General features: G+C 69.5%; 24 protein-coding genes and 1 pseudogene. 19 read left to right on the top strand and 6 right to left on the bottom strand.

The window, feature by feature from the left end; translation table 11 throughout:
- The first annotated feature begins 57 nt into the window (after positions 1 to 57).
- From BS69_RS0107560 to tilS, 3 genes are read left to right on the top strand one after another with little or no spacing between them, the layout of a single operon-like run.
- Positions 58 to 855 carry a helix-turn-helix domain-containing protein gene (locus tag BS69_RS0107560; RefSeq protein ID WP_037504435.1) on the top strand — a complete coding sequence of 266 codons (798 nt, stop codon included), beginning with the start codon at positions 58 to 60 and terminating at the stop codon, positions 853 to 855.
- Positions 856 to 895: 40 nt separating this feature from the next.
- A complete protein-coding gene (locus tag BS69_RS14430; RefSeq protein ID WP_169738074.1) occupies positions 896 to 1,753 on the top strand; it encodes a tol-pal system YbgF family protein in 858 nt (285 codons plus the stop codon).
- Entirely contained in the window at positions 1,744 to 2,679 is a 936-nt protein-coding gene (tilS, locus tag BS69_RS0107550; protein WP_051676625.1) for a tRNA lysidine(34) synthetase TilS, read from the top strand. Before BS69_RS14430 ends, tilS begins: the two co-directional genes overlap by 10 nt.
- Here the strand turns inward: tilS and BS69_RS0107545 are convergent.
- Positions 2,676 to 3,530 (bottom strand): serine hydrolase, encoded by an 855-nt coding sequence (locus BS69_RS0107545; RefSeq protein ID WP_245605124.1) that lies wholly within the window; start codon positions 3,528 to 3,530, stop codon positions 2,676 to 2,678. The two genes, tilS and BS69_RS0107545, sit on opposite strands and share 4 nt — an antisense overlap.
- A 212-nt stretch (positions 3,531 to 3,742) precedes the next feature.
- On the opposite strand from BS69_RS0107545, the gene ftsH reads away from it, so the two are divergent.
- The 3 genes from ftsH to BS69_RS0107530 are packed head-to-tail and all read left to right on the top strand — an operon-like array spanning position 3,743 to position 6,537.
- Positions 3,743 to 5,692, top strand: a complete 1,950-nt coding sequence (gene ftsH, locus BS69_RS0107540; RefSeq protein WP_029941352.1) for an ATP-dependent zinc metalloprotease FtsH — start codon at positions 3,743 to 3,745, stop codon at positions 5,690 to 5,692.
- Between the two features lie 56 nt (positions 5,693 to 5,748).
- Positions 5,749 to 6,120 (top strand): hypothetical protein, encoded by a 372-nt coding sequence (locus BS69_RS0107535; RefSeq protein ID WP_029941351.1) that lies wholly within the window; start codon positions 5,749 to 5,751, stop codon positions 6,118 to 6,120.
- A gap of 33 nt (positions 6,121 to 6,153) precedes the next feature.
- The gene (locus BS69_RS0107530) at positions 6,154 to 6,537 is read left to right on the top strand and encodes a hypothetical protein (RefSeq protein WP_051676624.1); all 384 of its coding nucleotides are present in this window, start codon (positions 6,154 to 6,156) and stop codon (positions 6,535 to 6,537) included.
- Here BS69_RS0107530 and BS69_RS0107525 read toward each other — a convergent pair whose 3' ends face one another.
- Positions 6,538 to 7,509 (bottom strand): DUF3667 domain-containing protein, encoded by a 972-nt coding sequence (locus BS69_RS0107525; RefSeq protein WP_051676623.1) that lies wholly within the window; start codon positions 7,507 to 7,509, stop codon positions 6,538 to 6,540.
- A 62-nt stretch (positions 7,510 to 7,571) separates the two neighbouring features.
- Between BS69_RS0107525 and BS69_RS0107520 the strand changes: the two genes are divergently transcribed.
- The 11 genes and pseudogenes from BS69_RS0107520 to BS69_RS13245 all read left to right on the top strand — a co-directional run bounded on the left by BS69_RS0107520 (position 7,572) and on the right by BS69_RS13245 (position 16,641).
- Positions 7,572 to 8,231: a nicotinate-nucleotide adenylyltransferase gene (locus BS69_RS0107520; protein WP_084184369.1), complete on the top strand. Its 660-nt coding sequence runs from the start codon at positions 7,572 to 7,574 to the stop codon at positions 8,229 to 8,231.
- Positions 8,215 to 8,601 (top strand): ribosome silencing factor, encoded by a 387-nt coding sequence (rsfS, locus tag BS69_RS0107515; RefSeq protein ID WP_245605123.1) that lies wholly within the window; start codon positions 8,215 to 8,217, stop codon positions 8,599 to 8,601. The genes BS69_RS0107520 and rsfS overlap by 17 nt, the downstream gene beginning before the upstream one ends.
- On the top strand, positions 8,602 to 9,024 hold the full coding sequence (locus BS69_RS0107510; RefSeq protein WP_029941346.1) for a 23S rRNA (pseudouridine(1915)-N(3))-methyltransferase RlmH: 423 nt from the start codon (positions 8,602 to 8,604) through the stop codon (positions 9,022 to 9,024).
- 4 nt (positions 9,025 to 9,028) lie between these two features.
- Positions 9,029 to 10,174 carry a murein hydrolase activator EnvC family protein gene (locus BS69_RS0107505; protein ID WP_037504433.1) on the top strand — a complete coding sequence of 382 codons (1,146 nt, stop codon included), beginning with the start codon at positions 9,029 to 9,031 and terminating at the stop codon, positions 10,172 to 10,174.
- A 10-nt stretch (positions 10,175 to 10,184) separates the two neighbouring features.
- Positions 10,185 to 11,510: a S41 family peptidase gene (locus BS69_RS0107500; RefSeq protein ID WP_029941344.1), complete on the top strand. Its 1,326-nt coding sequence runs from the start codon at positions 10,185 to 10,187 to the stop codon at positions 11,508 to 11,510.
- Positions 11,510 to 12,010: a disulfide bond formation protein B gene (locus BS69_RS0107495; protein ID WP_051676622.1), complete on the top strand. Its 501-nt coding sequence runs from the start codon at positions 11,510 to 11,512 to the stop codon at positions 12,008 to 12,010. The genes BS69_RS0107500 and BS69_RS0107495 overlap by 1 nt, the downstream gene beginning before the upstream one ends.
- 44 nt (positions 12,011 to 12,054) lie before the next feature.
- A complete protein-coding gene (locus BS69_RS0107490; protein ID WP_051676749.1) occupies positions 12,055 to 12,546 on the top strand; it encodes a demethoxyubiquinone hydroxylase family protein in 492 nt (163 codons plus the stop codon).
- A 54-nt stretch (positions 12,547 to 12,600) separates the two neighbouring features.
- On the top strand, positions 12,601 to 13,005 hold the full coding sequence (locus BS69_RS0107485; RefSeq protein ID WP_029941341.1) for a hypothetical protein: 405 nt from the start codon (positions 12,601 to 12,603) through the stop codon (positions 13,003 to 13,005).
- Positions 13,006 to 13,092: 87 nt separating this feature from the next.
- Entirely contained in the window at positions 13,093 to 13,905 is an 813-nt protein-coding gene (locus BS69_RS0107480; RefSeq protein WP_051676621.1) for a DUF1206 domain-containing protein, read from the top strand.
- A gap of 62 nt (positions 13,906 to 13,967) precedes the next feature.
- Positions 13,968 to 15,212, top strand: coding sequence for a putative DNA modification/repair radical SAM protein (locus BS69_RS0107475; RefSeq protein WP_029941339.1), 1,245 nt, complete (start codon positions 13,968 to 13,970; stop codon positions 15,210 to 15,212).
- A 113-nt stretch (positions 15,213 to 15,325) separates the two neighbouring features.
- Positions 15,326 to 16,641, top strand: a pseudogene (locus BS69_RS13245) (TIGR03915 family putative DNA repair protein).
- Here BS69_RS13245 and BS69_RS0107465 read toward each other — a convergent pair.
- From BS69_RS0107465 to BS69_RS0107450, 4 genes are all read right to left on the bottom strand, one after another.
- Positions 16,638 to 18,728, bottom strand: a complete 2,091-nt coding sequence (locus tag BS69_RS0107465) for a TonB-dependent receptor (RefSeq protein ID WP_245605151.1) — start codon at positions 18,726 to 18,728, stop codon at positions 16,638 to 16,640. The pseudogene BS69_RS13245 and the gene BS69_RS0107465 overlap by 4 nt on opposite strands.
- Before the next feature lie 138 nt (positions 18,729 to 18,866).
- Positions 18,867 to 22,271: a chromosome segregation protein SMC gene (smc, locus tag BS69_RS0107460; protein ID WP_029941337.1), complete on the bottom strand. Its 3,405-nt coding sequence runs from the start codon at positions 22,269 to 22,271 to the stop codon at positions 18,867 to 18,869.
- A gap of 42 nt (positions 22,272 to 22,313) precedes the next feature.
- Positions 22,314 to 23,057, bottom strand: a complete 744-nt coding sequence (locus BS69_RS0107455) for a thioredoxin domain-containing protein (protein ID WP_029941336.1) — start codon at positions 23,055 to 23,057, stop codon at positions 22,314 to 22,316.
- Complete coding sequence (locus BS69_RS0107450; protein ID WP_051676619.1) at positions 23,054 to 23,641, bottom strand: DUF721 domain-containing protein; 588 nt, start codon at positions 23,639 to 23,641, stop codon at positions 23,054 to 23,056. Before BS69_RS0107450 ends, BS69_RS0107455 begins: the two co-directional genes overlap by 4 nt.
- A 27-nt stretch (positions 23,642 to 23,668) precedes the next feature.
- Between BS69_RS0107450 and BS69_RS0107445 the strand changes: the two genes are divergently transcribed.
- Positions 23,669 to 24,655: an A/G-specific adenine glycosylase gene (locus BS69_RS0107445; protein WP_029941334.1), complete on the top strand. Its 987-nt coding sequence runs from the start codon at positions 23,669 to 23,671 to the stop codon at positions 24,653 to 24,655.
- Positions 24,645 to 25,490 (top strand): NAD(+) diphosphatase, encoded by an 846-nt coding sequence (gene nudC / locus BS69_RS0107440; protein WP_029941333.1) that lies wholly within the window; start codon positions 24,645 to 24,647, stop codon positions 25,488 to 25,490. Before BS69_RS0107445 ends, nudC begins: the two co-directional genes overlap by 11 nt.
- The last annotated feature ends 43 nt before the right edge of the window (positions 25,491 to 25,533 follow it).

Genomic DNA, 25,533 nt, shown 5'->3' with positions numbered 1-25,533 from the left:
ACCCCGCAACAAGGCGGTGCAGCAAGTGGCGTTCATGAAGAGGCGGGGCGGTTCGCAATGGATGACGTGACGGACGGTTCGGTGACAGTCGGCGAGCAGCTGCGAACCGCGCGCGAGGCCCAGGGAATCACGCTCGAGGACGTCGCTGCTCGAACCCGCATTCCGACGCGGCACCTGGAGAGCCTCGAGAATTCGGAGTGGGGAAAGCTTCCGGCCCCGACCTACACCATGGGATTTGCCAAATCCTATGCCACGGTGGTCGGCCTCGACCGCACCGAGATCGGCGATGCACTCCGGGCCGAGCTTGGTCATGGCGCGCTCGCCGCCCGTCCCGAAGCGCAGGTGTTCGAGCCGGCCGATCCGGCCCGGGTCATGCCGCGCTGGCTGGTCATCGTGGCGCTGCTGGCGCTGGTTGCCGTGATCGCCGCAGCGCTCCTCTGGCACAATCGGCAGCTTAGCCCCTCGGCCGATCCCGCGCCCGCTACCGACCCGGCGCAGGCTCCTGCCGCAGGCGCTCCGCCGGCCCCGGGGGCGACGCCGGCCGCCACGCCGACCGGCCCGGTCGTGATCACCGCCAACGAACCGGTCTGGATCCAGGTCAAGGAGCGCGGCGGCAAGAAATTGTTCGAAGCGGAGCTCTCCTCGGGCCAGAGCTACGAGGTGCCCGCGACCGCGACCGCGCCGGTCCTCCGCACGGGACGGCCACAGTCGATCCGCATCTCGGTCGGAACCGCGGACGCCCCGCCGGTCGGCCCTGCCGACACCACGGTCGGCAACGTCAGCCTGCTTCCTGCCGACCTGATGCGTGGCCCTGCCGCAACGCCCGCCGCCCCGGCTGCGCCCGCCGCGCGCTAGTTCATTGACCGGCAAGCTCGCTGCCGACACGGAAAAGGTCATGATGCGCCACCTTCTCCTCGGCCTTTCGGCCTTCGCCCTTGCCGTCCCTGCCACCGCCCAGCGCCAGCCGAGCCCCGAGCAGCGGATCGACCGCCTCGAGCGGCAGACCCGCCAGCTCCAGCGGCAGGTCTTCCCCAAGGGCCAGCCCGCCGACACCGCTGGAGTCGACGACAGCCCCGCCGCCAGCCAGGTGGTCGTGGTCGCCTTGTCGAACAGGATCGACGCGCTCGAGCGGCAGCTGGCCGAAATGACTCGCCTCGCCGAGGAAAATGGCAACCGCGTCGCCACGCTCGAGACCGAGCTGTCGCGGCTGCGCACCGACCTCGACACGCGCCTTCGCCGGATCGAGACCAGCGCGCCGGCCGAGCCCGCGGCGGCCACGAGCGAGCCCCCGACCGAAGCCGCCCTGCCGGCCGAGCCCAAGCCGGCGCCGGCACCCAAGCCCGTTCGGACCGGCGACGTCACCGCCGACGGCGAAGCGGCCTATGACGTCGGCTACCAGCTGTGGATGCAGAAGAAATATCCGCAGGCGGTCGCCGCGCTGCGGGCCATGGCGTCGAGCTTCCCGGGCCACCGCCGGGTGAGCTGGGCCAACAACCTTGCCGGGCGCGCCTTGCTCGACAGCGGCCAGCCGCGCGCCGCCGCCGAGGCGCTGCTCGCCAATTATCGCGGCAATCCGAAAGGCGAGCGGGCGCCCGACAGCCTATTTTATCTCGGCCAGTCGCTGATGGCGCTCAAGCAGCCCGCGCAGGCCTGCAAGGCCTATGCCGAGCTGGAGGAAGTCTACGGCAGCGGCATCCGCGCCGATCTGCGGGCGCTGCTTCCGGCGGCCAAGGCCAAGGCGGGGTGCAAGTAACGGGCGACCCACTCTTCGACGCCACGCTCGACCGGCTCGCTCCCGAGGGGCGGGTCGGCCTTGCGGTATCGGGAGGGCCCGACAGCCTCGCCCTGCTGCTCCTCGCTGCCCGCGCGCGGCCGAACGACATCGAGGTCGCGACGGTCGATCACGGCCTCCGGCCCGAAAGCGCGGCCGAGGCGGCGAAGGTCGCCGACATCTGCGACCGGCTCGGCGTTCCCCATTTCACCCTCCGCGCCGAAGTCGCCGACGGTGCCAGCCGGCAGGCGCGTGCCCGCGACGCCCGCTACGACGTGCTTGCCCTGTGGATGATGGCGCGGCGGCTGCGCTGGCTTGCCACCGCGCATCATGCCGACGACCAGGCGGAGACCCTGCTCATGCGCCTCGCGCGCGGTAGCGGCCTGTCGGGCCTGTCCGCGATCCGCGAGCGGCTGCCCATCTCGCCCGACCTCACCATCATCCGCCCGCTACTCGACTGGTCCAAGGCCGAGCTCCGGGCGGTGGTCGAGCAGGCTGGCATCGACCCCGTCGACGATCCCTCGAACCGCGACCCGGCGCACGACCGGACCCGCTTCCGCTCGCTGCTGGCGGCGCATGACTGGATCGAGCCCGCCCGGCTGGCCCGTTCGGCGGCTGCGCTGGCGGAGGCCGAGGAAGCACTCGATTTTGCCCTTCGCCCGCTCGAGCAGGAGCGGCTGTGGGTGACCGCTTCGGGCGTCAGCCTGCATGCCTTCGACCTTCCCGCCGAATTGCAGCGCAGGCTACTCGCCAGGGCCTTCCGCCGGCTGGGACCGGGACGCCCGCGCGGGCCCGAACTCGACCGCGCGCTCGAGTGTCTGCGCCGCGGGGGGCGGTGCACGCTCGCGGGCGCGCTGCTGACTGGCGGGGAAGTGTGGAAGCTCTCGCCCGAGCCGCCGCGCGCCTAGTTGGCGGTGGCGCTCGAACCGAGGGGATCGAACAGGTTGGCGCGCACCCAGGTCGCGAAGCCGTCGTAGATGGTGCGCGCGGTCTGCGCGATGGTGGTCGGACGATCCGTGCCGCCGCGGGCGAAAATGGCGATGGCCAGCCGGCGGCCGTCGGGCATGGTGATGAAGCCGACATCGCTGGCGTAATTGTTGAGCGTGCCGGTCTTGTGCTCGATGGGCACGCCGCTCAGCATGCCGCGAATCCGGTTCTTGCCGGTCTGGCAGCGGGCCATGACGCTCAGCAGGTAGCGGTGGCTGGACTGGCTTAGGACATTACCCCTGTCGATCGTTCGCAGCAGCTGAACCATCGCCAGCGGTGTCGCGCTGTCGCGCAGGTCCCACAGGTCACGCTTGTCGGCGAGCAGGCGGGCGATGGTGCGGTCGACGCGAACGCCGCGAACATTGTTGAATGTCAGCCAGCTCTGGACCGCGGTCGGTCCGCCGAGATTGTTGATGAGATGATCGGTCGCGACGTTGTTCGAATGGATCAGCATCGCCTCGAGCAGCCCGCGCGCCGACTGGCCGGCGATTCGGTCGTCGAGGCTGCGCCGGCCGTGGTCGACCTGCGCGAGGAAAGCGGCGGCGACCGCGACCTTCATCGTGCTCGCCATTGGATAGCTCTTGTCGCCGTTGACCGCGATCATCTCGCCCGAGGCGAGGTCCAGCGCGGCGACCCCGACGTCACCGCTGCGCGAAGCGAGGAGCGAGGCCAGCTGTTGCTCCACCGACTTCAGCGCGGGGTTGGAGGCCGCCAGCACGGGCTGCGCGGAGAAGAGGGCCAGAATCCAGGCGGCAAAGGCGAGAACGCGCATCTGGGCTCCATCGACAGGGAAAGGACCGACGTTCCGCGCAGTATCGCGGCGATCAGCCCAACGGTTCCTTAACGCTAGGGTGATGTTCCCTTCCCGGACAAGCACTTGGCCGGCGGGTGAGGCGAACCGTGACCTGAGCGCGGCGAATCGAATCCCGGCATGGCCCACGGGCCCCTCTAGGCGGTGGGCCCTGCCTCACCTACATTGTCGCCATGGACGAGAAGAACAAGAAGCCCGGGAACCCCTGGACCAAGAGCCTGCTGATCTGGGTCGGCGTCCTCTTCGCCCTTGTGCTGTTCGCGCAGATGCTCGGGGGCGGCAGCAATGCGGCGACCGGCAATCCGATCGCCTATTCCGAATTTGTCCGCAAGGTGACCGAGGGCGACGTCAAGCAGGTCACCAGCTCGACCACCACCAGCGGCAACCAGGTCATCACCGGCAAGCTCGCCAGCGGCGAAAGCTTCCGCACCACCGCCCCGGCCGATGCGCAGGTCACCGAGCGGCTGCTCCAGGCCGGCGTCCAGGTCCAGGTCAAGGAAGCCGAACAGTCGAGCTTCTGGCTCATCCTCCTCTACCAGTCGCTGCCGTTCCTGCTGATCCTCGGAATCAGCTTCTTCATCATGCGCCAGATGCAGAAGAATGCGGGCTCGGGCGCGATGGGCTTCGGCAAGAGCCGAGCCAAGGTGCTGACGCCCAAGGAAGGCCGCGTGACCTTCGCCGATGTCGCCGGCATCGACGAGGCCCGCGAAGAGCTCCAGGAGATCGTCGAATTCCTGAAGGATCCGGGCCGCTTCGCGCGTCTCGGCGGCAAGATCCCCAAGGGCGCGCTGCTGGTCGGCTCGCCCGGCACCGGCAAGACCCTGCTCGCCCGCGCCATCGCGGGTGAGGCGGGCGTCCCCTTCTTCACCATCTCGGGCTCGGACTTCGTCGAGATGTTCGTCGGCGTCGGCGCGAGCCGGGTCCGCGACATGTTCGAGCAGGCAAAGAAGTCGGCGCCCTGCATCGTCTTCATCGACGAGATCGACGCCGTCGGCCGCCATCGCGGCGCCGGCCTCGGCAACGGCAATGACGAGCGCGAGCAGACGCTCAACCAGCTGCTGGTCGAGATGGACGGCTTCGAGGCCAACGAGGGCATCATCATCATCGCCGCGACCAATCGTCCCGACGTGCTCGATCCCGCGCTGCTGCGCCCGGGCCGATTCGACCGCCAGGTCGTGGTGCCCCGTCCCGACATCGAGGGCCGCGAGCAGATCCTCGGCGTCCACATGAAGAAGGTGCCGCTGGCGCCCGACGTCGACTCGCGGACCATCGCCCGCGGCACGCCCGGTTTCTCGGGCGCCGACCTCGCCAACCTCGTCAACGAGGCCGCGCTGCTCGCCGCGCGCAAGGGCAAGCGGCTGGTGGCGATGCAGGAATTCGAGGAAGCCAAGGACAAGGTCATGATGGGCACCGAGCGGCGCTCGATGGTCATGACCGAGGACGAGAAGCGGATGACCGCCTATCACGAGGCCGGCCACGCCATCGTCGCCCTCCACGAGCCCGCGTCCGATCCGATCCACAAGGCGACGATCATCCCGCGCGGCCGCGCGCTGGGCATGGTCATGCGGCTGCCCGAGCGGGACAATTACAGCTACCACCGCGACAAGATGTACGCGAACCTGTCGGTCGCCATGGGGGGCCGCGTCGCCGAGGAAGTCATCTTCGGCTACGACAAGGTAAGCTCGGGCGCTTCGTCGGACATCCAGTATGCGACCGGCCTCGCCCGCGACATGGTCACGCGCTGGGGCATGTCGGACGAGCTCGGCCCACTGCAATATGCCGAGGCCGAGGAGGAGGTGTTCCTCGGCTATTCACGCAACTCGGGCCGGCAGATGTCGAACGAGACGGCGCAGGCGATCGACAAGGAAATCCGCCGGATCGTCGAGGCGGGTTACGAGCGGGCGCGCGAGCTGCTGACTACCCACGAGGATCAGCTGCACTCGCTCGCCAAGGCGCTGCTCGAATATGAGACGCTGTCGGGCGACGAGATCAAGCACGTCCTCGAGGGCGGCTCGATCGATCGTGGCGGCTCGTCCAAGCCGGTCGTGCCCCCTGCGGGTGCCGGCATTCCCAAGACCCGCAAGGCGGGCGGGATCGGCGGGACCGCTTCGGCCGGCGCCTGAGCATTCACATCGCGTTCACTCCTGCGGCGCATGTCTCGGGCATAAGCCGCTTTTTCGTGCCGGGCCTCGCCCTTGTCATCGTCGCCCTTGCCACCCCTGTCGCGGCGGCCGCCCCGGGCACAGCGCAGAATTTTCTCGAGCGGGCCGATCGGCTGCTCGGCAAGGGGCCGCTCGCGCTGTTCGACCCCGACTACAAGAAGCTCCAGCGCGAAGGCACCGCAGCGGGGGAGAGCATCCAGCACGAGCGCGAGGCCGCCGAAAAGGCGGGGAAGCCGATCCTCTATTGCAGCGCGAAGCCGCGCGCCGAGATGGGCAATATGGAATTCCTTGGTGCGCTGCGGAAGATTCCGCAGGCCCAGCGCCAGCGGATGAGCCTGCGCGCCGCCATGCTCGTCGTCCTGCAGAAGAAATATCCCTGCCGGCGCTGAGCCGGCGCCTACGCCACTTGTCCGGGGGGACCCATGATCAGACCTATTCTCGCCTTCCTTGCGCTTGCCTCCACCGCCAGCCTCGCGGCGGCGCAATCGATGCCGCTCCCGTCATTCGTGCAGCGCGGGACTGCGCTTGAGAAGAAGGGACCGCTGGCGGTCTTCAGCATGGGCGAGATCAGGGCGCTGCAGGACGAGATGAAGGCTGCGGCGGCAGCGCTCCGCGCCGAGCGCCTCGCCGCCGAGAAGGCGGGCCGCAAGCCGCCTTATTGCCCGCCCAAGGACCAGAAGTCGCTCGCAATGAAGCCGCAGCAGGTCCTTGCCGAATTGCGCGCCATCCCCGCCGCGCAGGCCAAGGGCATGACCACCACCGACGGCTTTCGCCACATCCTCGCGCGGCGCTACCCCTGCGCCTGATCAGCTGAGCAGGCCGAGCGCGACGACCGCGGCGGTGAAGAGCCCGAGCGCGATGAAGGCGAAGTTCAGCAGCAGGAAGGTGCGGAACAGGGCGCTCCACCAGCGCAGCTGATAGGCGCCCTTCAATTGCCGGTACATGTGGATCGGCGGCAGCAGCAGCAGCAGCGGGACCCAGTTGCTGATCCCGATCAGGACCATCAGGCTGCCGGCCAGGATCAGCAGCATCATGAACGAGAGCGAATAGGTCACGAACACCGCGTGGTCGAAGACGTGGCGGCGCCGCAGCGGGAACAGCAGGAACATGAAGGGAAGCGAGATTGGGATCAGCACCCAGCTGTATTTCGACGCGGCTTCCTGGACATGGCCCATCGCCTCGCGCGGATTTTGTGTCGCCTTCTTCACCGCATTGACCAGTTGCGGCGGGCCTTGGCTTGTCCCGTCGGTGAAGCCACCGACGATCGTGCCGTCCTTGACCTTCTGGAGGTCGCCAAGGTCGTCGCGCTCGGCGGCGAGCTTGCGGTCGACGCTGGCGGTGCTGGCCCCCTTGGCCGAAAGCTGGGCCCGCTGCTTCTCGAGGGTGGCGATCTGCTGGCGGGTCTTGACGATCGATTCGTCGACCTTGCTGTTGAAGCTGATTCCGCCGTCGCCCCCCATGCTCGCGCCGAGCGCCGCGAACATCAGGAACACGCTGAACAGGTAGAGCGCGATCGGCGAGATGAAGCGCGCCCGCTGACCCTCGACATAGCGGCGGGTGAGATCGCCCGGGCACCAGGCCAGCATCGGCAGCGTCCGCCAGAAGCGGCTCTCGAAGTTGAACAGCCCGGCGACGAGATCACTGAAGAAAGCGGCGAGCGAGCGATTGATCCGCGCCTTCTGGCCGCAATTGGCACAGAAGGCGCCGCCGAGCGGCGTGCCGCAATTGAGGCAGCTCGCGTCGCCGGTCGCGACGATGGGCTGTTCGAGCGCGTTCATTCTTCTCCCCCGAGAGGCGGCCAGATTGGCAGAGGCGAGCGACGCCTGCTAGCCCCGGCGGCGTGGAACGGCGCATCGGACTTCTCGGCGGGAGCTTCAACCCGGCGCATCGCGCGCACCGGGCGATGAGCCTCGCGGCGGCCGATGCGCTCGGCCTCGACGAAGTCTGGTGGCTGGTCTCGCCCGGCAATCCGCTCAAGCCGAAGCAGGGTATGGCGCCCTTCGCCGCGCGGCTCGCCTCGGCACGGACAATGGCCCGGCGCTCGCGGATCCGGCCGACCGACCTCGAGTGCCGGCTGGGCACCGTCTATACCGTCGACACCGTCCGGGCGGTGCTCCGCCGCTATCCCAACGACCGCTTCATCTGGCTGATGGGCGAGGATACTGTGGCGCAATTCCATCAGTGGAAGGACTGGCGAACGCTCGCCCGACAGCTGCCGATTGCGGTCATGTCCCGGCCGGGGTATGATGACGACGCTCGCACGGCTCGCGCTGCGAGCTGGCTTCGGCGCTTCGTCCGGCCCCGCAGCCAGCAAAGCGACTGGACGCGTTGGAGTGCCCCGGCGATCATTTTCCTGAGGCTTCCGCCCGATCGGACCTCCGCCACGCAGCTCCGCGCCGCCGACCCCCTTTGGCATGAACGCTTCGGCCGCAACACGGCCGCGGCCTCGTGCGTTCCACCTTATGCAAGACACAGGAGAGACCTTGGCCGACACCCCTGAACAGGCCAGTGCACCCGCATCGGCCACCGTCGACGAACTGCATGACGCAGTCCTGCGCAGCCTCGACGATGATCAGGCCCTCGACATTGTCTCCATCCCCCTTGCGGGCAAGTCCAGCATCGCCGACCACATGGTCATCGCCTCGGGCCGTTCGACGCGCCAGGTCGCCAGCATGGCCACCAAGCTCGCCGACCGCCTCAAGCAGGACCATGGCAAACTGGTCCGGATCGAGGGGCTGCCGACGGCGGACTGGGTGCTGATCGATGCCGACGACATCATCGTCCACCTGTTCCGCCCCGAGGTCCGCACCTTCTACAATCTCGAGCGCATGTGGGCATTCGGGGACGAGAAGGCGGTCGCGGCGGGCTAGTTGCTGCTGCACATCATCGCGAGGGGCAAGATCGGCCGCTCGCCCGAGGCCGAGCTTACCGACCGCTATCTCAAGCGGCTGACCTGGCCGTCGAAGCTGACCGAGCTCCCGGATCGCGGCGGGTCCGTCCCGCCGCCGACGACCCCGGCCGTCACGGTGCTCCTCGACGAGCGCGGCAAGGCGCTGGCTTCGAGCGAGCTCGCCGCCCGGCTCGAACGCTGGCGGGACGAAGGCCGGCGCGAATGCCGCTTCGTGATCGGGGCCGCCGACGGCCATTCCGACACCGAGCGGGAGGCGGCGGACCTGCTCCTGAGCTTCGGGCCGGCGACTTGGCCGCACCTTCTTGCCCGCGCCATGCTCGCCGAGCAGCTCTACCGGGCAACCAGCTGGCTTGCAGGACACCCCTATCACCGGCAAGGCTGAGCCGATGCGCCGCCTGCTGATCCTCGGTCTCGCGCCCCTGCTTGCCTCGGCGGCCGATCCCGTCCGCGTCGCCGCCGACGAGGCCGCCCAAGCGCAGGCCGAGCAGCAGCGCCTCGACCGGGCCGCCGCAGATGCGCGCAGCGGGGCCGAGCGCGCCGCCGCGCAATCCGCCGCCGCCGCCCAGGCGATCGTCGCGATCGACGCCCGGATCGCGCTTGCCGAAACCCAGCTTCTCGACCTGCGCCGTCGCCGCGAGGCTGCCGCTGCCCGGCTGGCCGAGGCGCGCCGGCCGACTGCGGCACTTCTCGCCGGACTGGCCGAAGCCGCGCGCCGTCCCGCCTGGCTGGCGCTCGCAGGCGCCCGCACCGCCGAGGAGCAGGTCCGGCTCGCCGCCCTGGTCCGGACGCTGGGGCCCGAGGTCGAGCGGCGCTCGGCGGGACTTCGCCGACAGCTCGATTCGGCCACCGCGCTCGAGCGCCGGCAGGGACAGCTGCAGGCGCAGCTTGCGAGCGAGCGCGATCGTTCCGCCAAGGCCCGCCAGCGCCTGCTGTCGCTCGAGCAGGCCCTTCTCGCCAGTGCCGAGCGCAACGGTGCGCTGGCCTTTGGGGCAACGGACCGGGTGATCGACCGCAGCGAGCGGGTCGCCGACCTCGCCGGCGAGGCGGAACAGCGCCGGCTCGCGCTCCGCCTCGCCGCGCAGCTGGCGGCGCTTCCTCCAGCCGAGGCGCGGCCGCTCGGCCCCGAGGGCGCGGCGCCCGATGCCGGCCTCGCCTGGCAGGTCCCCGCCACCGGGCCGGTCTCGGTGGGCATGGGCGAGCTCCTCGCCAACGGGGTCCGCAGCCGCGGTGTCACCATCGCCGCGGCGGCGGGGACGCAGGTGACCGCGCCGGCCGCCGGCACCGTCGCCTTCGCCGGCCCCTTCCGTCGCCAGGCCGCGGTAGTGGTGATTGATCATGGCGGGGGCTTCATGACCCTGTTGACCGGGACCCGCGCCTCGGTCCGCGCGGGGGAGCGGGTCGCCGCCGGGACGCCGGTCGGCCGCGCGCTCGGCCCGGTCACCGCCGAACTGTTTCATGGCGGCACGGCCGAGCCTGCCGCCCTCATCGCCCGTTCATCCTCGCCGCTGTTAACTGGCGGCAGTAATCGCTAGAAGTGAGTCCATGATCCGCAAGCTCCTTCCGCCTCTGGCCCTCGTCGGCGCGCTCGCGCTGGTCCCCGTCACCACGGCCACCGTCGCCGCGGCCGATGCCGACACCTACAAGGAGCTCGAGACCTTCATGGGGGTCTTCGAGCGGGTCCGCGCCAATTATGTCGACAAGGTCGACGACCACCAGCTGATCAAGGGGGCGATCGACGGCATGCTCGCCAGCCTCGATCCGCACAGCAGCTATCTGGAGGCGTCGGACTTCCAGCAATTGAAGACCACCACCGACGGCAATTACGGCGGGCTCGGCCTGTCGGTCACGCAGGAGGACGGCACCGTCAAGGTGATCGCCCCGACCGAGGACACGCCGGCCGACCGCGCGGGCATCAAGGCGGGCGACTACATCACCCACCTCGATGGCGAATTGCTCTACGGCCTCGACCTCGACCAGGCGGTCGAGAAGATGCGCGGCCCTCCCGGCAGCGCGATCAAGCTGACCATCGTCCGCCCGGGCCGTGACAAGCCGTTCGACGTGACCCTGAAGCGCGAGCGGATCGAGCTTCGCCCGGTCAAGTGGGAGATCAAGGACGGCGTCGGCGTCCTCAACATCAACCAGTTCTCCGCCAATGTCGGTGACCAGGTCGCCGCGGCGCTGACCGCGATGGACAAGGCCGCCGGCGCGGCCAAGCCGATCGGCTACATCATCGACCTGCGCAGCAACCCCGGCGGGCTGCTCGACCAGGCGGTGTCGGTCAGCGACGCCTTCCTCGACCGCGGCGAGATCGTCAGCGAGCGCGGCCGCGCCAAGGACGATATCGAGCGTTTCTATGCCCGCCCGGGAGACCTCACCGGCGGCAAGCCGCTGATCGTGCTGGTCGACGCCGGTTCGGCGAGCGCGGCCGAGATCGTCGCAGGCGCGCTTCAGGATCATCGCCGCGCGCTGGTCATGGGTGAGCGGAGCTTCGGCAAGGGCTCGGTCCAGACCGTGATCCAGCTCGACCAGAACAGCGCGCTGCGCCTGACCACGGCACGCTATTACACGCCGTCGGGCCGCTCGGTGCAGGCGGGCGGGATCGACCCCGACATCGTCGTGCCCCAGCTCAGCGACCCCGACTACAAGGATCGCCCGACCGTCCGCGAAGCCGACCTCCGCCGTCACCTGATCAGCCAGAACAAGGTCGACGACAAGCTCCTTGAAAAGGACGACAGCGTCGATCCGCGCTTCAACCTGACCGCCGCCGAGCTCGAGAAGAAGGGGGTCAAGGACTTCCAGCTCGACTATGCGGTAAAGGCGCTGCGCCGCTTGGCCTCCGGGCCTTCGAGCCTGTCCAAGGCGCGCTGATGGACGCCCGCACGACCTCGCTCGCGGCGGTGTCCGGCGGAAGGCTCCGCCTCGCCCAGTGGCTTGCGCTGGCGGTGCCCGGCGCCCTGCTGCTCGGCGCGCTCGGTTCGCAGGTGATCGGCGGGCTCGTGCCCTGCGAGATGTGCATGTGGCAGCGCTGGCCGCACCTTGCTGCCATCGTTCTTGCCGGCCTCTCGCTCGCGCTGCCGCGGCAGGCCCGCCTGCTGACCGTGCTGGCGGTGATCGCCATCGCCGTCTCGGGCGCGATCGGGGTTTTCCATGCCGGAGTCGAGGCGGGCTGGTGGCAGGGGCTGACGGCCTGCTCGACCACCGCCGCCGGCGCGACACCCGACGAGCTCCTGAAGTCGATCCTCGCGACCCCGCTGGTCCGCTGCGACCAGGTGCAATGGTCCTTTGCCGGTCTGTCGCTCGCGGCCTGGAATGCCATTATCTCGCTGTTGTCGGTGGGAGTGATCACGTGGCTGATGGCGAAGCGCTGAATCCCGGCTGGAAGCCGGGCGACCGCAGGCCCGACCTGCATTCGATGCTGCGTGTCGACCATGCCGGCGAATATGGCGCAACTCGCATCTACGCCGGCCAGCTTGCCGTGCTGCGCGGGGCCTCGCCGGCGGCGCATCTGGTGGCGCACATGGCGGCGCAGGAGGAGCGGCATCTCGCCCGCTTCAATCAGTTGCTGGCCGAGCGCCGGGTCCGCCCGACCTTGCTCCAGCCGCTCTGGCACGTCGGCGGCTTCGCGCTCGGCGCGGTCACCGCGCTGATCAGCGAGAAGGCGGCCATGGCCTGCACCGAGGCGGTCGAGACCGAGATCGACATCCATTATGCCGAGCAGCTTGAGCAGCTCGGCGACCGCGACCCCGAACTGAGCGCAGACATCCGCCAGTTCCAGGCCGAGGAGCTCGAGCATCGCGACACCGCGCGCGAGCATGGCGCGCTCGAGACGCCGGCCTATCCGCTGCTCAGCTTTGCCATCCGCTCCATCTGCAAGGCCGCCATTGCGGTCTCCAAGAAGGTCTAGCCGCGGAACGACGCGGCGCCCCCAAGCGCTGAAGCGCCTGAAAGGACGACGAACATGAAGACCAGCCTGTCATTCGCGGCCCTCGCCCTCGCCGGCGCCGACCTTGCCGCCGCGCTTCCGGCCGCGGCGCAGCAGTCCGCGCCGCGCACCAAGGAGATCGTGGTGTTCGGCACCGATCCCTGCCCGCGCGCCACCGATGACGAGGTCGTGGTCTGCGCCCGGCGCCCCGAGAAGGAACGCTATCGGCTGCCCGAGGCGCTGCGTCCGTCGGGCCCGCCGCAACTCAGCCAGAGCTGGGCGACCCGTTCCAAGCAGCTCGCGACTGTGGGCCAGACCGGACCCGGCACCTGCTCGGGCGTTGGCCCCGGCGGCGAACTCGGCTGCGGCCTGAAGGAAATCCAGCAGGGCGTTGCCGAGCGCAACGAGCAGGACGCCGCGGACACCCCGCCCGAGCAATAAGCGGGCACATGGCCGAAAGGCCGCTGTTGCCGGCACGGAACGGCTGTTGACTGGCGCGGGTTGGGCCCTGGAAGGAGAGCCGACCCGATGCGCACCGACCCCAGCGCCGCAATGACCATATTCACCCGCCTCGGCTTTGCCGCGCGCGGGCTGCTTTATCTGGTGATCGGCCTTCTGGTCCTTCGCTCGGGCAGGACCGAGGATGCGACCGGCGCGCTCGGGGTCGTCGCCGAGGGGGGCGGCCGGATCCTCCTCCTCCTCATCATCCTCGGCTTCCTCGCCTATGGCCTGTGGCGGCTCGCCGACGCCGCCTTCAATGTCGAGCGGCACGGGAGCGACGGCCGCGGCAAGCGCGAACGGGTCGGCGCGGCGGTCAGTGGGGTCGTCCACCTGTTCCTCGCGTGGCAGGCGCTCCGACTGTTCCGCGGGACTGGCGCGGGCGGAGGTGGCGCGGACAGCGGGGCCGAGCAGGGGGCGGCAACCGCGCTCCAGCTTCCGCTTGGCACGTTCATGCTCGAGATCGCCGGTCTCGTCCTCCTCGGCGTCGGCGTCGCACAACTAATCAAGGCGTGGAAGGCGGATTTCCTCCGGCATCTCGAGCCGCGCGTGGCCGGCCAGCCCTGGGCGCGCTGGACGGGGCAGGGGGGCTATGCCGCGCGCGGCCTCGTCTTCCTCATCACCGGCAGCTTCCTGGTGAGCGCCGGGCTCGAGCAGAAGTCGCGCGAGGCCGGCGGGATGGAGGAAGCGCTCGACTGGCTGACCTCGCCGTGGGATTCGATCGTCGCGGTCGGCTTGTTCCTGTTCGGCCTCTACTGCCTGATCGAGGCACGCTATCGGATGCTCAACGACGTTCCCGTCGGCAAGCTCGCCGCTAAGGCGCGCGACAAGCTTCCGGTTTGACCTAAGCCGAGGAAAAGACCGGAAAAGCTTGCAATCGCGAGCGGGGAACATATACCGAACATATGGCGCAGCTCGACACTCGCGAGAAACTGGCGATCCTCGCGGATGCGGCCAAATATGATGCCAGCTGCGCGTCCTCGGGGACGTCGAAGCGCAACAGTGTCGGCGGCAAGGGCATCGGCTCGACCGAGGGTATGGGCATCTGCCACGCTTATGCTCCCGACGGGCGCTGCATCAGCCTCCTCAAGATCCTGCTGACCAACAGCTGCATCTTCGACTGCCATTATTGCATCAACCGCAAGAGTTCGAACGTCCGCCGCGCGCGCTTCACGGCGCAGGAAGTCGTCCAGCTCACTCTCGCCTTCTATAAGCGCAACTATATCGAGGGCCTGTTCCTGTCGTCGGGGATCATCGCCTCGTCCAACTACACGATGGAGCAGTTGGTCGAGGTCGCGCGCAGCCTGCGCGAGGACCATGATTTCCGCGGCTACATCCATTTGAAGACCATCCCCGACGCCGATCCCGAGCTGGTCCTGATGGCGGGCCTCTACGCCGATCGCGTCTCGATCAACGTCGAGCTTCCGACCGAGCCCGGCCTCAAGCGCCTCGCCCCCGAGAAGAGCGCGCCGCAGATCGAGGGTGCGATGCTCGGCATGAAAGGCGCGATCGAGGACGGCAAGGACGCGAAGAAGAAATATCGCTCGGCGCCCAGTTTTGCGCCGGCTGGCCAGTCGACCCAGATGATCGTCGGTGCCGACGCAGCGACCGATGGCGACATCGTCCTCAAGGCCAGCACGCTCTACGGCCGGTTCAGCCTTCGCCGCGTCTATTACTCGGCCTTTTCGCCCATCCCCGACGCCAGCGCGGTGCTCCCGCTCCAGCGCCCGCCATTGATGCGCGAGCATCGTCTCTATCAATCCGACTGGCTGATGCGCTTCTACGGGTTCAAGCCGGAGGAAGTGGTGAGCGCGGCCGAGCCCGACGGCATGCTTCCGCTCGACATCGACCCCAAGCTTGCTTGGGCGCTCAAGTTCCGGGAGCATTTCCCGGTCGACGTCAATCGCGCCAGCCGCGAGCAGTTGCTGCGGGTGCCCGGCCTTGGGACCAAGGCGGTCGACCGGCTGCTCCGCTCGCGCCGCTATCGCACCTTCACGCTCGACGACGTCGCGCGGTTGACCGTCAGCATCGCCAAGATCCGCCCGTTCATCGTCACCAGCGACTGGCGACCGACCCTGCTTACCGACCGCGCCGACCTCAAGCGCTGGATCAAGCCCGACGCCAAGCAGATGGAATTGTTCGCGGCGTGAGCGACGCCAACGGCCGCTGCGGCAATCCGGCCGACCTGTTCGACGCGCGGCACGGCCTCAGCGGCAAGGCGGGGGTGCTGCTCCCCGACGGGCCGCAGGTCGACCCGCTCAAGATCACGCTCGACCGGCCGGACGACTTCGATGGCTGGCGCGCCGCCGCGCGCGAGCTGATCCTCGCGGGCGTGCCTCCCATGGGCGTGGTGTGGCAGGTCGCGGGCGACGACGGCGGATTGTTCGGGAGCGAAGGCGCGGTCCCGCCGCCGACCGGGGGCGAACCGATGTTCTCCGTGCCCAAGCCCTTCATCGACCTCGCCAAGGCGGCCATCTGCCACTCCGACCCGCAGCGCTTCGCGCTTCTCTACAGCCTGCTGTGGAAATTGAAGGCCAATCGCCGCGCGCTCGACGACCGCGCCGATCCGCTCGTCGACCGGCTCGAGAAGCTGGCCAAGGAAGTCCGCCGCGACGCGCACAAGATGCACGCGTTCGTCCGCTTCCGCGAAGTGGCGGAGGAGGGCGGTACCCGCTTCGTCGCCTTCTTCGAGCCCGACCATCACATCGTCCGGCGCGAGGCGGGCTTCTTCGTCCGCCGCTTCGCCACGATGCGGTGGTCGATCCTGACGCCCGAGCTGTCGATCCACTGGGAGCCCGAGAGCGAGACGCTCAGCGAAGGTCCTGGCGCGACTCGGGCCGACGCGCCCGACGGCGACCCGCTCGAGGAAACCTGGCGGACCTATTATTCGAGCATCTTTAATCCCGCGCGCCTCAAGGTGAAGGCGATGCTCAAGGAGATGCCGAAGAAATATTGGCGCAACATGCCCGAGACCGCGCTCGTTGCTCCCCTGATCGCGGGGGCGCGGGCACGGGAGCTGGAGATGATCGAACGCGCACAATCGCAGCCTCGGGCGGGCGGCAACATCGAGGCGGCCTGGGCGGCGCTGCGGAGCGAGGCGCTGGCCTGCACCCGCTGCGACCTCCACCGCTGCGGCACCCAGACCGTCTTCGGCGAGGGGCCGCTCGACGCGCGCATCTTCTTCGTCGGTGAGCAGGCAGCCAGACCTACGTCACCAATGCTGTCAAGCATTTCAAGTTCGTGCTGCGCGGCAAGCAGCGCATCCATTCCAAGCCCGGTGCGGGCGAGATCGACTCCTGCCGCTGGTGGCAGGAGCAGGAGCGGGCGATCATTCGTCCGCCGCTGACCGTCGCACTCGGCGCGACCGCGGCTCGCTCGCTGACCGGCAAGACGCTGACCATCACCAAGGCGCGCGAGGCGCCCCTCGTCCTGGCGGATGGAAGCGAATGCTGGGTGACGGTTCACCCGAGCTTCCTTCTTCGCATCCCCGACGAGGAACGCCGCCGCGAGGAACGCGCCCGCTTCGTCGAGGACCTTCAGCGGATCCGCGCGCGAAGCGAGGCGCTCGTGGCCGCCTAGAAGTCCGCGCGCAGCGTCAGGCGCGCCGTCCGCGGGGCTCCGGGCGCGATATTGTTGTCGTTGTGCGCGGTCGGGAAATAGTCGCGGTTGGTGATGTTCTCGACGTTGAGCTGCGCCTCGATGCCCGGCATCAGCTTGTAATAGAGCGCCCCGTCGAGCCGGGCATAGCCGGGCAGCACGACGGCGTTGTTGATCGACGCATAGCTCTTCGAGCGCGCCAGCACGCCCAGCCCCGCCGCGAACGGCTTGCTGAACTGATATTTGGACCAGAGCGAGAAGCTGTGACGCGGGACGAGCGGCACCTTGCGCCCGGCCGGCGCGCTGGTCGCGCGGCGGATCTCGCTCTTCTGCAGCGCATAGCCGGCCGAGATCTGCAGCCGCGAGGCGATGCTCCGCTCGATGCCCAGCTCGAGGCCGCGATTGCGGGTCGCGCCCGACAACTGGACCACCCCGGTCGCGGGATCGCGATACTGGGTGTTGGTCCGGTCGAGCTGGTAGACGGCGGCCGTCGCGAGCAGCCCGTCGAGCAGCTCCCATTTGGCGCCCGCCTCGATGTTGTCGAAGCGCTCGGGCTTGAGTTCGCTGGTAAGCGAGGTCAGCCCGCTGAACTGGTCGCCCGATTGCGGGAGATAAGAGCGCGAATAGCTGGTGTAGAGGGACAGTTCGCGGCGCGGCTTCAGAACGAGGCCGATGCGGGGGGACACCAGTTCGTCGGTCCGTGCGAAGTCGGCGACGGTGGGCCGCGTGTCGTCGACCGACAGGCGGAAGCGGTCGAAGCGCAGGCCCGCGACAAGTTCGATCCAGTCCGCTGGTCGCAGCTGGCTCTGGATATAGGCCGCGCCCACGGTCGCGCGGGTCCGGTTGTCCGCGTCACTCGCCAGGGTGGTGAAGCTGGGCGTCCGGTCGACGGCGGTTTCGCCCAGCGTCACGGGCGCGACGGCGGTGCCGCTCATCCGGTGGTTGCGGCTGGTCTGCCGGCTGAGCTCGAAACCGGCCAGCCAGGTCTGGTCGATGCCGGCGAGGCTGCCGTCCCAGACGAGATCGGTCTGGCTGATGAGGTTCCGGCGGTCGTTGCGGCTGTTGTAGGCGCCGAGCGAGACGGTGCCGGTGCTGCTCACCGCGCCGCTCGGATAGATGTTCTGGTAGAATTTGTCGTAATCGGCGAACTGGCTGCGGTGGCGGAGCAGGAGGTTGTCGCCGAACTTCTGCTCGATCGCGAGGGACGCGATCTGGACGTCGGCGTCCGAGTAGCTGTCGTCGGGATCGCCGAAGAAGGCCCGGTCGAAGCCCTCGAGCGGGCGTCCGCCCTGCGACGGGATGCCGCGGTCGGCGGTGCGACGGTCGTGGAAATATTCGTAGGACAGGTCGACGCGGGTATCGGCGCCGGGCTGCCAGCCGATCGTCGGATTGACGCCGTAGCGTTTGACCTTGGTGAAGTCGCGGAAGCTGTCGCCATGCTCCCACACGCCATTGACCCGCAGGCCCAGCGCGCCGCCGAGACGGACATTGTCGTCGGCCGTCAGGCGGGTACCGCCCTCGCTATCGTGGCTGATCAGGAACTGATGGTCGTCGGACAGGGTCGCGCGCTTGGTCACCCGGTTGATGATCCCGCCGCCGCCGCCACGACCGAAGATCATCGCATTGGGACCCTTCAGTACCTCGACCCGGTCGAGATTGTAGAAGTCGCGGAAATATTGAGCATCGTCGCGCAGGCCGTCGACGAAGAAGTCGGCGGTGGTGTTGTTGCCGCGCAGGGTCAGCTGGTCCCGATTGGCTTCGCCCGTTCCCGGGGTCGCGCCGGGCACGAAGAGCAGGAGATCGGCGACCGAGCGCAGCGACTGGTCCTCGATCTGCGCTTCCGACACGACCGACATCGCCTGTGGAATGTCCTTGAGCGGGGTGTTGGTCTTGGTCCCCGTGATGGTCGACTTGACCCCATATTCCTCGCGCTTGCCGGTCACGGTGATGACCTGCGCGGCCTGTTCCTCAGTCGCGGCGGCGGCCTCGGTGGTCGTGCCGCCACTGGCGATGGCGGCGGCGTTGGGGACGACGAGAAGGGTGGCGCCAGCAAGGGCGCGCGCAAGCACGGTCAAGGTCAGTTCCTTCGAAAACGCGGGATCGTTTCGGTGAGGTCTTGCTAAAGCTAATGAGAGTTATTCGCAACAAGCCGCGCGCGATGTTCGGAATCTCTCATCGAGGGCGTCTCGTCGATTGGAAAACCCGATCTATTCGGCGGCCAGCAGCGCCTCTGCCCCGCCAAGATCGACCGACACGATCCGGCTCACTCCCCGCTCGACCATGGTCACGCCGTAGAGGCGGTGCATCCGGCTCATCGTCACGGCATTGTGGGTAACGATCAGGTAGCGGGTATCGGTCTCGGCGGTCATCCGCACGAGAAGGTCGCAGAAGCGCTCGACATTGGCGTCGTCGAGCGGCGCGTCGACCTCGTCCAGTACGCAGATCGGTGAGGGCTTGGTCAGGAAGAGGGCGAAGATCAGGGCGACCGCGGTCAGTGCCTGCTCGCCCCCCGACAGCAGCGACAAGGCGGTCAGGCGTTTGCCCGGCGGCTGCGCCATGATCTCGAGCCCCGCCTCGAGCGGATCGTCGCTGTCGATCAGGGCGAGATGGGCCTGGCCGCCGTCGAACAGGGTCGTGAAGAGGCTCCGGAAATGGCGGTCGACCGCCTCGAACGCGGCAAGCAGCCGGGCGCGACCCTCGCGGTTGAGGCTGCCGATCGAGCCGCGCAGGCGATTGATCGCCTCGGCCAGCTCGTCGCGTTCGGCCGCGCCCTGAAGCCGCGATTGCTCGAGCTCGGCCAGTTCCTGCTCGGCGACGAGATTGACCGGCCCCAGCCGTTCGCGCTCGGCCGACAGCCGTTCGAGGGTCGCGCTCTCCTCGGCCGCATCGGTCAGCACGGCGGCATCGAAGCCGAGTTTTCCGGGCAGCAGGGGCGGGGGGCATTCGAATTTTTCGCCGCACACCCGCGCATATTCGATCCGCCGTGCGACCTGCGCCTCGGCCCGGGCCGCCGCCGCCGCCCGCCGCTCGCGCGCGCTCGCCATCGCCTCGTTCTCGCGGGCGAAGGCGGCGCCGATGTCGGCCAGCGCCTGCTCGGCCTCGCGCTCGGCGTGGAGCGCGACCTGGAGCAGCCGCCCCGATCCCTGCAACGCCTGCTCGACGCGCTTGACCTCGCCCTGGAGCCGCTCGGGCTCGTCCTCGAGGCTGGTCTTCTCGGCCGCGATCCGCTCGGCGCGGACAAGGGTGTCGGCGATGCGCTGGTCGGCGGCCTTGGTGCGCTCCTCCCATGCCGATTGCTCGCGCGCGGCGGCAAGCTGGCGTTCGCGGTCGCTGCTGGCGGCGCGGCCGGCGGTGGCCAGGTCGGCGCGGCGCTCGGCCAGCAGGCGGCCCTGCTCGGCGGCTTCGGCCCGCGCCTCCGCCACGGACGCGGCAAGCATGTCCTCGGCGGGAAGCGCTGCCAGCACGCGCTCGGCTTCGACCACCGCGGCTCGGGCCGAAGCATGGACGGGGTCGAGTTCGGCGCGCCTCCTGTCGAGCGATTCGCGCTGCTGCTGCTGGCGCTCGAGCAGCGCATGTGCGCTATCCTCCTCGCGCCGGGCGAGCCGCGCGCGTCCTTCGGCCTCCGCCAGCGCACGGCGCGCTTTCTCCACCGCCTTGCCTTGTTCGGCAAGCATGGCGGAAGCGGCCTGCTGGGCCCCGGCGGCCGCCTCATGCTCACGCTCGAGGCGAGGAAATTCCTCGCGAAGCGCGGCCAGCCGGTTGCTGCGCTCGAGCCGCTCGGCCGCCGCCGAACCATTGCCCGAGCTGACGAAGCCATCCCACCGTCGCAGCCGGCCGTCGCGGGTGACCAGCCGCTGGCCGACCGCAAGCGCCTGCCCCGTGTCCGCGTCGGCCACTCCGATTTGCGCGAGCCGCCGGGCGAGCTCGGCGGGCGCCTCGACCCGGTCGGCCAGGGGTTGGAGCCCGGCGCCGAGCGGTGGGTCGTCGCGGGCCGGCTCCGCGCCCGCCCAGCCACGATCTTCCGTGGTTCCCACCGGTGCGCCGAGATCGTCGCCGAGCGCCGCCGCCAGCGCCTTTTCATAGCCGGCTGCCACCTTGATCCGCGCGAGCACACCCTTCCCCGGGGCCGAGGCCAGGGTCCGCTCGAGCGCGGCGATTTCGCTGGTCGCCGCCGAATGCGCCGCGCGCGCCGCCGACAGCGCGAGGTCGGCCGTCTCCCGCTCGGCCGCGGCCTGCTGGCGACGCCCTTCGGCGGTTTCGATCGCCTGCTCGGCCGCCGCGGATTCGGCGACGGCGCGCTCCGCCGCCTTGGTCGCCGCAGCCCGCCGCGCCGCCAGGTCCTCGCCCGACTGCAGCTCCGCCAGCGCGCGTTCGAGCTCCTCGACCTCGGCCGCGAGCCGGCTGGCCTGGCTTCGTGCGGCATGGAGCGCGGCGACCGCGACCTGCCTTTCGGCCCGCAGCGCCGCCTCGCGGGTCAGCAGCCCGGCGAGCGCCGCCTCGGCAGTGCGGTTGGCTTCCTCGGCCTTGCCCAGCGCCCGGACCAGTCGCTCCTGCCGCGCTTCGCTACTCGCAAGGCGTTCGCCAATCGCGGCAATCTCCGCCGCCAGCGCGGTCACCGCCTGCTCGGCATCGGCCTTGAGGGCCTGCTCGCGCTCGCGCTCGACCGTGAGCTGCCCGGCCATGCGATCGAGCTCGGTCAGGCGCCTCCGGGCCGTGTCGAGACCGGCACGCGCGGTGGCAAGCTTGTGCGCGAGCTCCTGGCCTTCCTCGCGGGCGCTGGTCGCGGCCTGTCTTTTCTCGGCCACCAATGCCGCTGCGGCCGCCTGCGCCTTTTGCGCTTCGCCGAGCCGCGCGCCCAGGGCGTCGACCTCGCGCATCGCCGAATCGGCCTCCGCGCCCGCCGCCTTGGCCGCCGCCTCCGCCTCCGCCCAGCGCTGGTAGACGAGCCGCCCCTCGGCCAGCCGGATCCGGTCGGTAAGCGCGCGATAGCGTTCGGCGGTGCGCGCCTGGCGCTTCAGCGCCGCGACCCGTTGCTCCTGGTCGCCGAGCAGTTCGTCCAGCCGCTGGAGATTGGCTTCGGTCGCGCGCAATTTCTGCTCGGCGTCCTTGCGGCGGACGTGGAGGCCGGCGATCCCCGCCGCTTCCTCGAGCATCTGGCGCCGTTCGGCGGGCCGCGCGGCGATCACCGCGCCGATCCGGTTCTGGCTGACCAGGGCGGGCGAATGGGCGCCGGTCGCCGCGTCCGCGAACAGCAAGGCGACGTCCTTCTGGCGGACGTCGCGGCCATCGATCCGATAGGCCGAGCCCGCGCCGCGCTCGATCCGGCGGGTGACCTCGCTCTCGCCCTCCTCGTCGCGCTCGACCAGCAGCGAGACCTCGGCGAAGTCGCGGGCGGGGCGCTGGGTGGTGCCCGCGAAGATCACGTCTTCCATGCCGCCGCCACGCAGCGACTTGGGACTGCCTTCGCCCATCACCCAGCGCAACGCCTCGAGCAGGTTCGACTTGCCGCAGCCGTTCGGACCCACGACCCCCGTCAGCCCCGGCTCGATCCGAAGATCGGCCGGTTCGACGAAGCTCTTGAAGCCAGTCAGCTTGAGGCGGCGAAACCGCACCTGAGCGTCACTCCCCCCGGTCGCGAACGCGCTCCTCTGGGATCAGAGCGCCTTCTTGATCGCTCCCTCGAGCTGGTCCCAGGTCGGCGTGCCCGCGGTGATCTCGACCACCTCGCCGTTGAGGAGGAAGGTCGGCGTGCCCTCGATCGTATACTGGCTCGAGGCATCGCTCACCATCTGCACCAGGCGGTCGATCTCGGCCTGGTTGGTGAGGCACTGGCTCGACTTGCCCGAGGGCACCCCGCGCTGCGCCGCCCATTCCTGCAGGCCCGCGAACTGCGCCATCTTGGTGAACTGCTGCGCTGGGGTCATGCCCTGGAGTGCGGCGAGCTGCTGCTGCGGTACCGCCTGGAGCCGGTCGAAGAAGCTCTTCTGGTCGGCGTAGATACCGTTGGTCAGGTCGAAGAACTGCGGAGTCGCGCCGACGCAGCGGGTGATCAGCGACGCGCTGATGTCGAGCGGATCGCGGACGAAGTTGCGGAATTCGAAGCTGACGTTGCCGGTCTTGACGTAATTCTCGACCAGCTTGGGCTCACCCTCCTTCGAGAATTCGGCGCAGTGCGAGCAGCTCATCGAGCCGAACTCGACGATCTTCACCTTGGCCTGCGGATTGCCCATCAGCATCCCGCCCTCGCTCGTCTGGCTGACGAGCTTGGACCAGTCGCCGTTGGGCGCCTGGACCGGCGCGGCCGACGGGCTGTCATTGGCCGCCGTCGGCTCCTTCTTGCAGGCCGAGGCGCCCAGTACCAGGAGGCTGGCGGCGACGGCGAGGGAGAACTTGTTCATACGTCCTGATCACTCCGATTGGTGAGTTTTCCAAGTGTGAAGGGCGCGGCGACGATCCGCGGCGGACCCTCGGCCGCGGCGATCTTGCCGGCAAGGCTTTCGAGCATGGTGCGAAGCTCGGGGTCGGCGATCTCGCGCAGGCCGTCACCCAGTTCGCGGGGGACGGGGACCGGTCGGGGCCGCTGGAGCTGCGCCTTGGCGCGGGTGACGGCGCCCTGGCGGAAGACGATCTTCGCCACCGCCTCATAGCCGAAGAAGCGATTGACCCGCTCCATGATCATCGGCGCGAGATGCTGGATCAGCGGGGCGTGGGCGCCTTCGACGCACAGCGTCAGCGTGCCGCCGCTCTTCTTGCCGGCCGGAAAGCGGATCGATTCCGGGGTCGAGACCTTGGCGTAGCGTTCGCCCACGATCTCGGTCCAGCGGGCGACCACCGCGCCCTGGACGAAGCCGAAGCGCTTGAACGCCATGCCCCCGATGTCGAGCGCAAGCTCGCCCGCCGCGCGGAGCCGGCCCTGACGCGGCGCGTCGGCGGCCTTGGCGCGCCGTGCGGCTTCTTCGGTCGCGGGCTTTTTCTTCGACATCGCGGCGGGTCATGCCATAGGCGGCGCATGGACGCTACCGCGGCGGCGAAGCTTCTCGACCATTATCAGGCGACCGCCCGCGACCTGCCCTGGCGGCGGGGCGAGCGCGATCCCTATCGCACCTGGCTGAGTGAAGTGATGCTCCAGCAGACCACCGTCGCCACCGTCACCCCGCGTTTCCGCCGCTTTCTGGAACGCTGGCCGACGGTGGAGGCGCTGGCCGCCGCCAAGGACGAGGACATCCTCGGCGAGTGGGCAGGGCTCGGCTATTACGCCCGGGCCCGCAACCTCATCGCCTGTGCCCGCGCCGTGGCCGAACGCGGCAGTTTTCCCGAAACCGAAAGTGAGCTGCGCAAGCTGCCGGGCCTCGGCGCCTACACGGCGGCGGCGGTGGCGGCGATCGCGTTCGGCGAGGATGCGGTGCCGGTCGATACCAATGTCGAGCGCGTCGTCGCCCGTGTCTTCGGCCTTGCGAACCGCGCGGACGTGCCGGCGGCGGCCAAGGCCTGGTTTCCCACCGGCCGCCACGGCGACTTCGCGCAGGCGCTGATGGATCTTGGCGCGAGCCTCTGCCGACCCAAAAAGCCCGAATGCGGCCGCTGCCCGCTCGAAGCGGATTGCCGCGCCGCGGCGCTCGGCAAGCCCGAGGCCTTCCCGGCGCCCAAGGTGAAGAAGGAGCGGCCGCATCGCCATGGCGTCGCCTGGTGGATCCGGCGCGGCGACGAGGTCTGGCTGGTGCGCCGGCCGGCCGAGGGTCTGCTCGGCGGCATGGCCGCGCTGCCGGGCGGCGAATGGGACGAAGCGCCCGCGATGGTGAATGCGCTCGCCATCCACCGCCACGGCTTCACTCACTTCACCCTCGACCTGCACGTCGTGCCTCGGGTCGAGCCGCCGCCCGGGGAGGGGTGGTGGCAGCCGCTCGGCGAGCTCGACCGCGCCGGCCTGCCCACCCTCTATCGCCGCGCTGTCGAGGCGGCGCTCAAGTCCGAACGGGAGCCGCGTCTTGCCGACTGAAATCTTCTTTGCTGGGCCCGGCCTCGACCGGGTCGACAGTCTCCGCTCCGACCCCGAGCAGATTGCCGCTCTGGCCCGATCCTCGAAGGCGAGGGCACTCGTCTGGGAGAACGGGCTCCCCGCAATCGATGCCGCAGGAAGCCTGCGCTGGGAGAAGATGGGCGACGCGCCGCTGTTCCTCGGCATGGACGGCGACTGCCCCTGCTTCTCGTCGGTCGGCGAGGATGCCGGCGACCTGCGCGCCCAGTTCAATGCCCTCGGCCACCTCGGGCCCGCCGACGCGCCGATCTTCGCCGCCGCGACCAGCCTTGCGTCGTGGCATCGGCGGCACGGCTTCTGCGCGGTCTGCGGCCATGCCAGCGCCATCGTCCGCGGCGGCTGGTCGCGCCAGTGCCCGCATTGCGGGGCGGAGCATTTCCCGCGGGTCGACCCCGTCGTCATCATGCTCGCCGAGCATGAGGGGCGGGTCCTGCTCGGCCGCCAGCCGCGCTTCCCGGTCAATCGCTATTCGGCGCTCGCCGGCTTCGTCGAGGTCGGCGAAGGCCTCGAGGATGCGGTCGCCCGCGAATTGTTCGAGGAAGCGGGGGTAAGGGTCCACGACGTTCGCTATGTCGCGAGCCAGCCTTGGCCCTTTCCGTCCTCGCTGATGATCGCCTGCACCGCCCGGTCCGAGGGGGACGCGCTCACCGTCGACACGACCGAACTCGAGGACGCGCGCTGGTTCACCCGGGACGAGGTCGCGGCGGCGTTGGCGGGGTCCCCCTCGGCCAGCTTCATCGCGCCACCCCCCTTCGCCATCGCCCGCAGCCTGCTGGAGCACTGGCTGGCCGCTTGAAGAAGCGCCGGTCGCCGCTTAAAGGGGCGCGAGTTTTTCTCCC

Origin of the sequence: Sphingomonas astaxanthinifaciens DSM 22298 (assembly GCF_000711715.1) — a bacterium.
GTDB classification, from domain to species: Bacteria; Pseudomonadota; Alphaproteobacteria; order Sphingomonadales; family Sphingomonadaceae; genus Sphingomicrobium; species Sphingomicrobium astaxanthinifaciens_A.
This window is presented reverse-complemented; position numbering and strand designations above follow the sequence as displayed.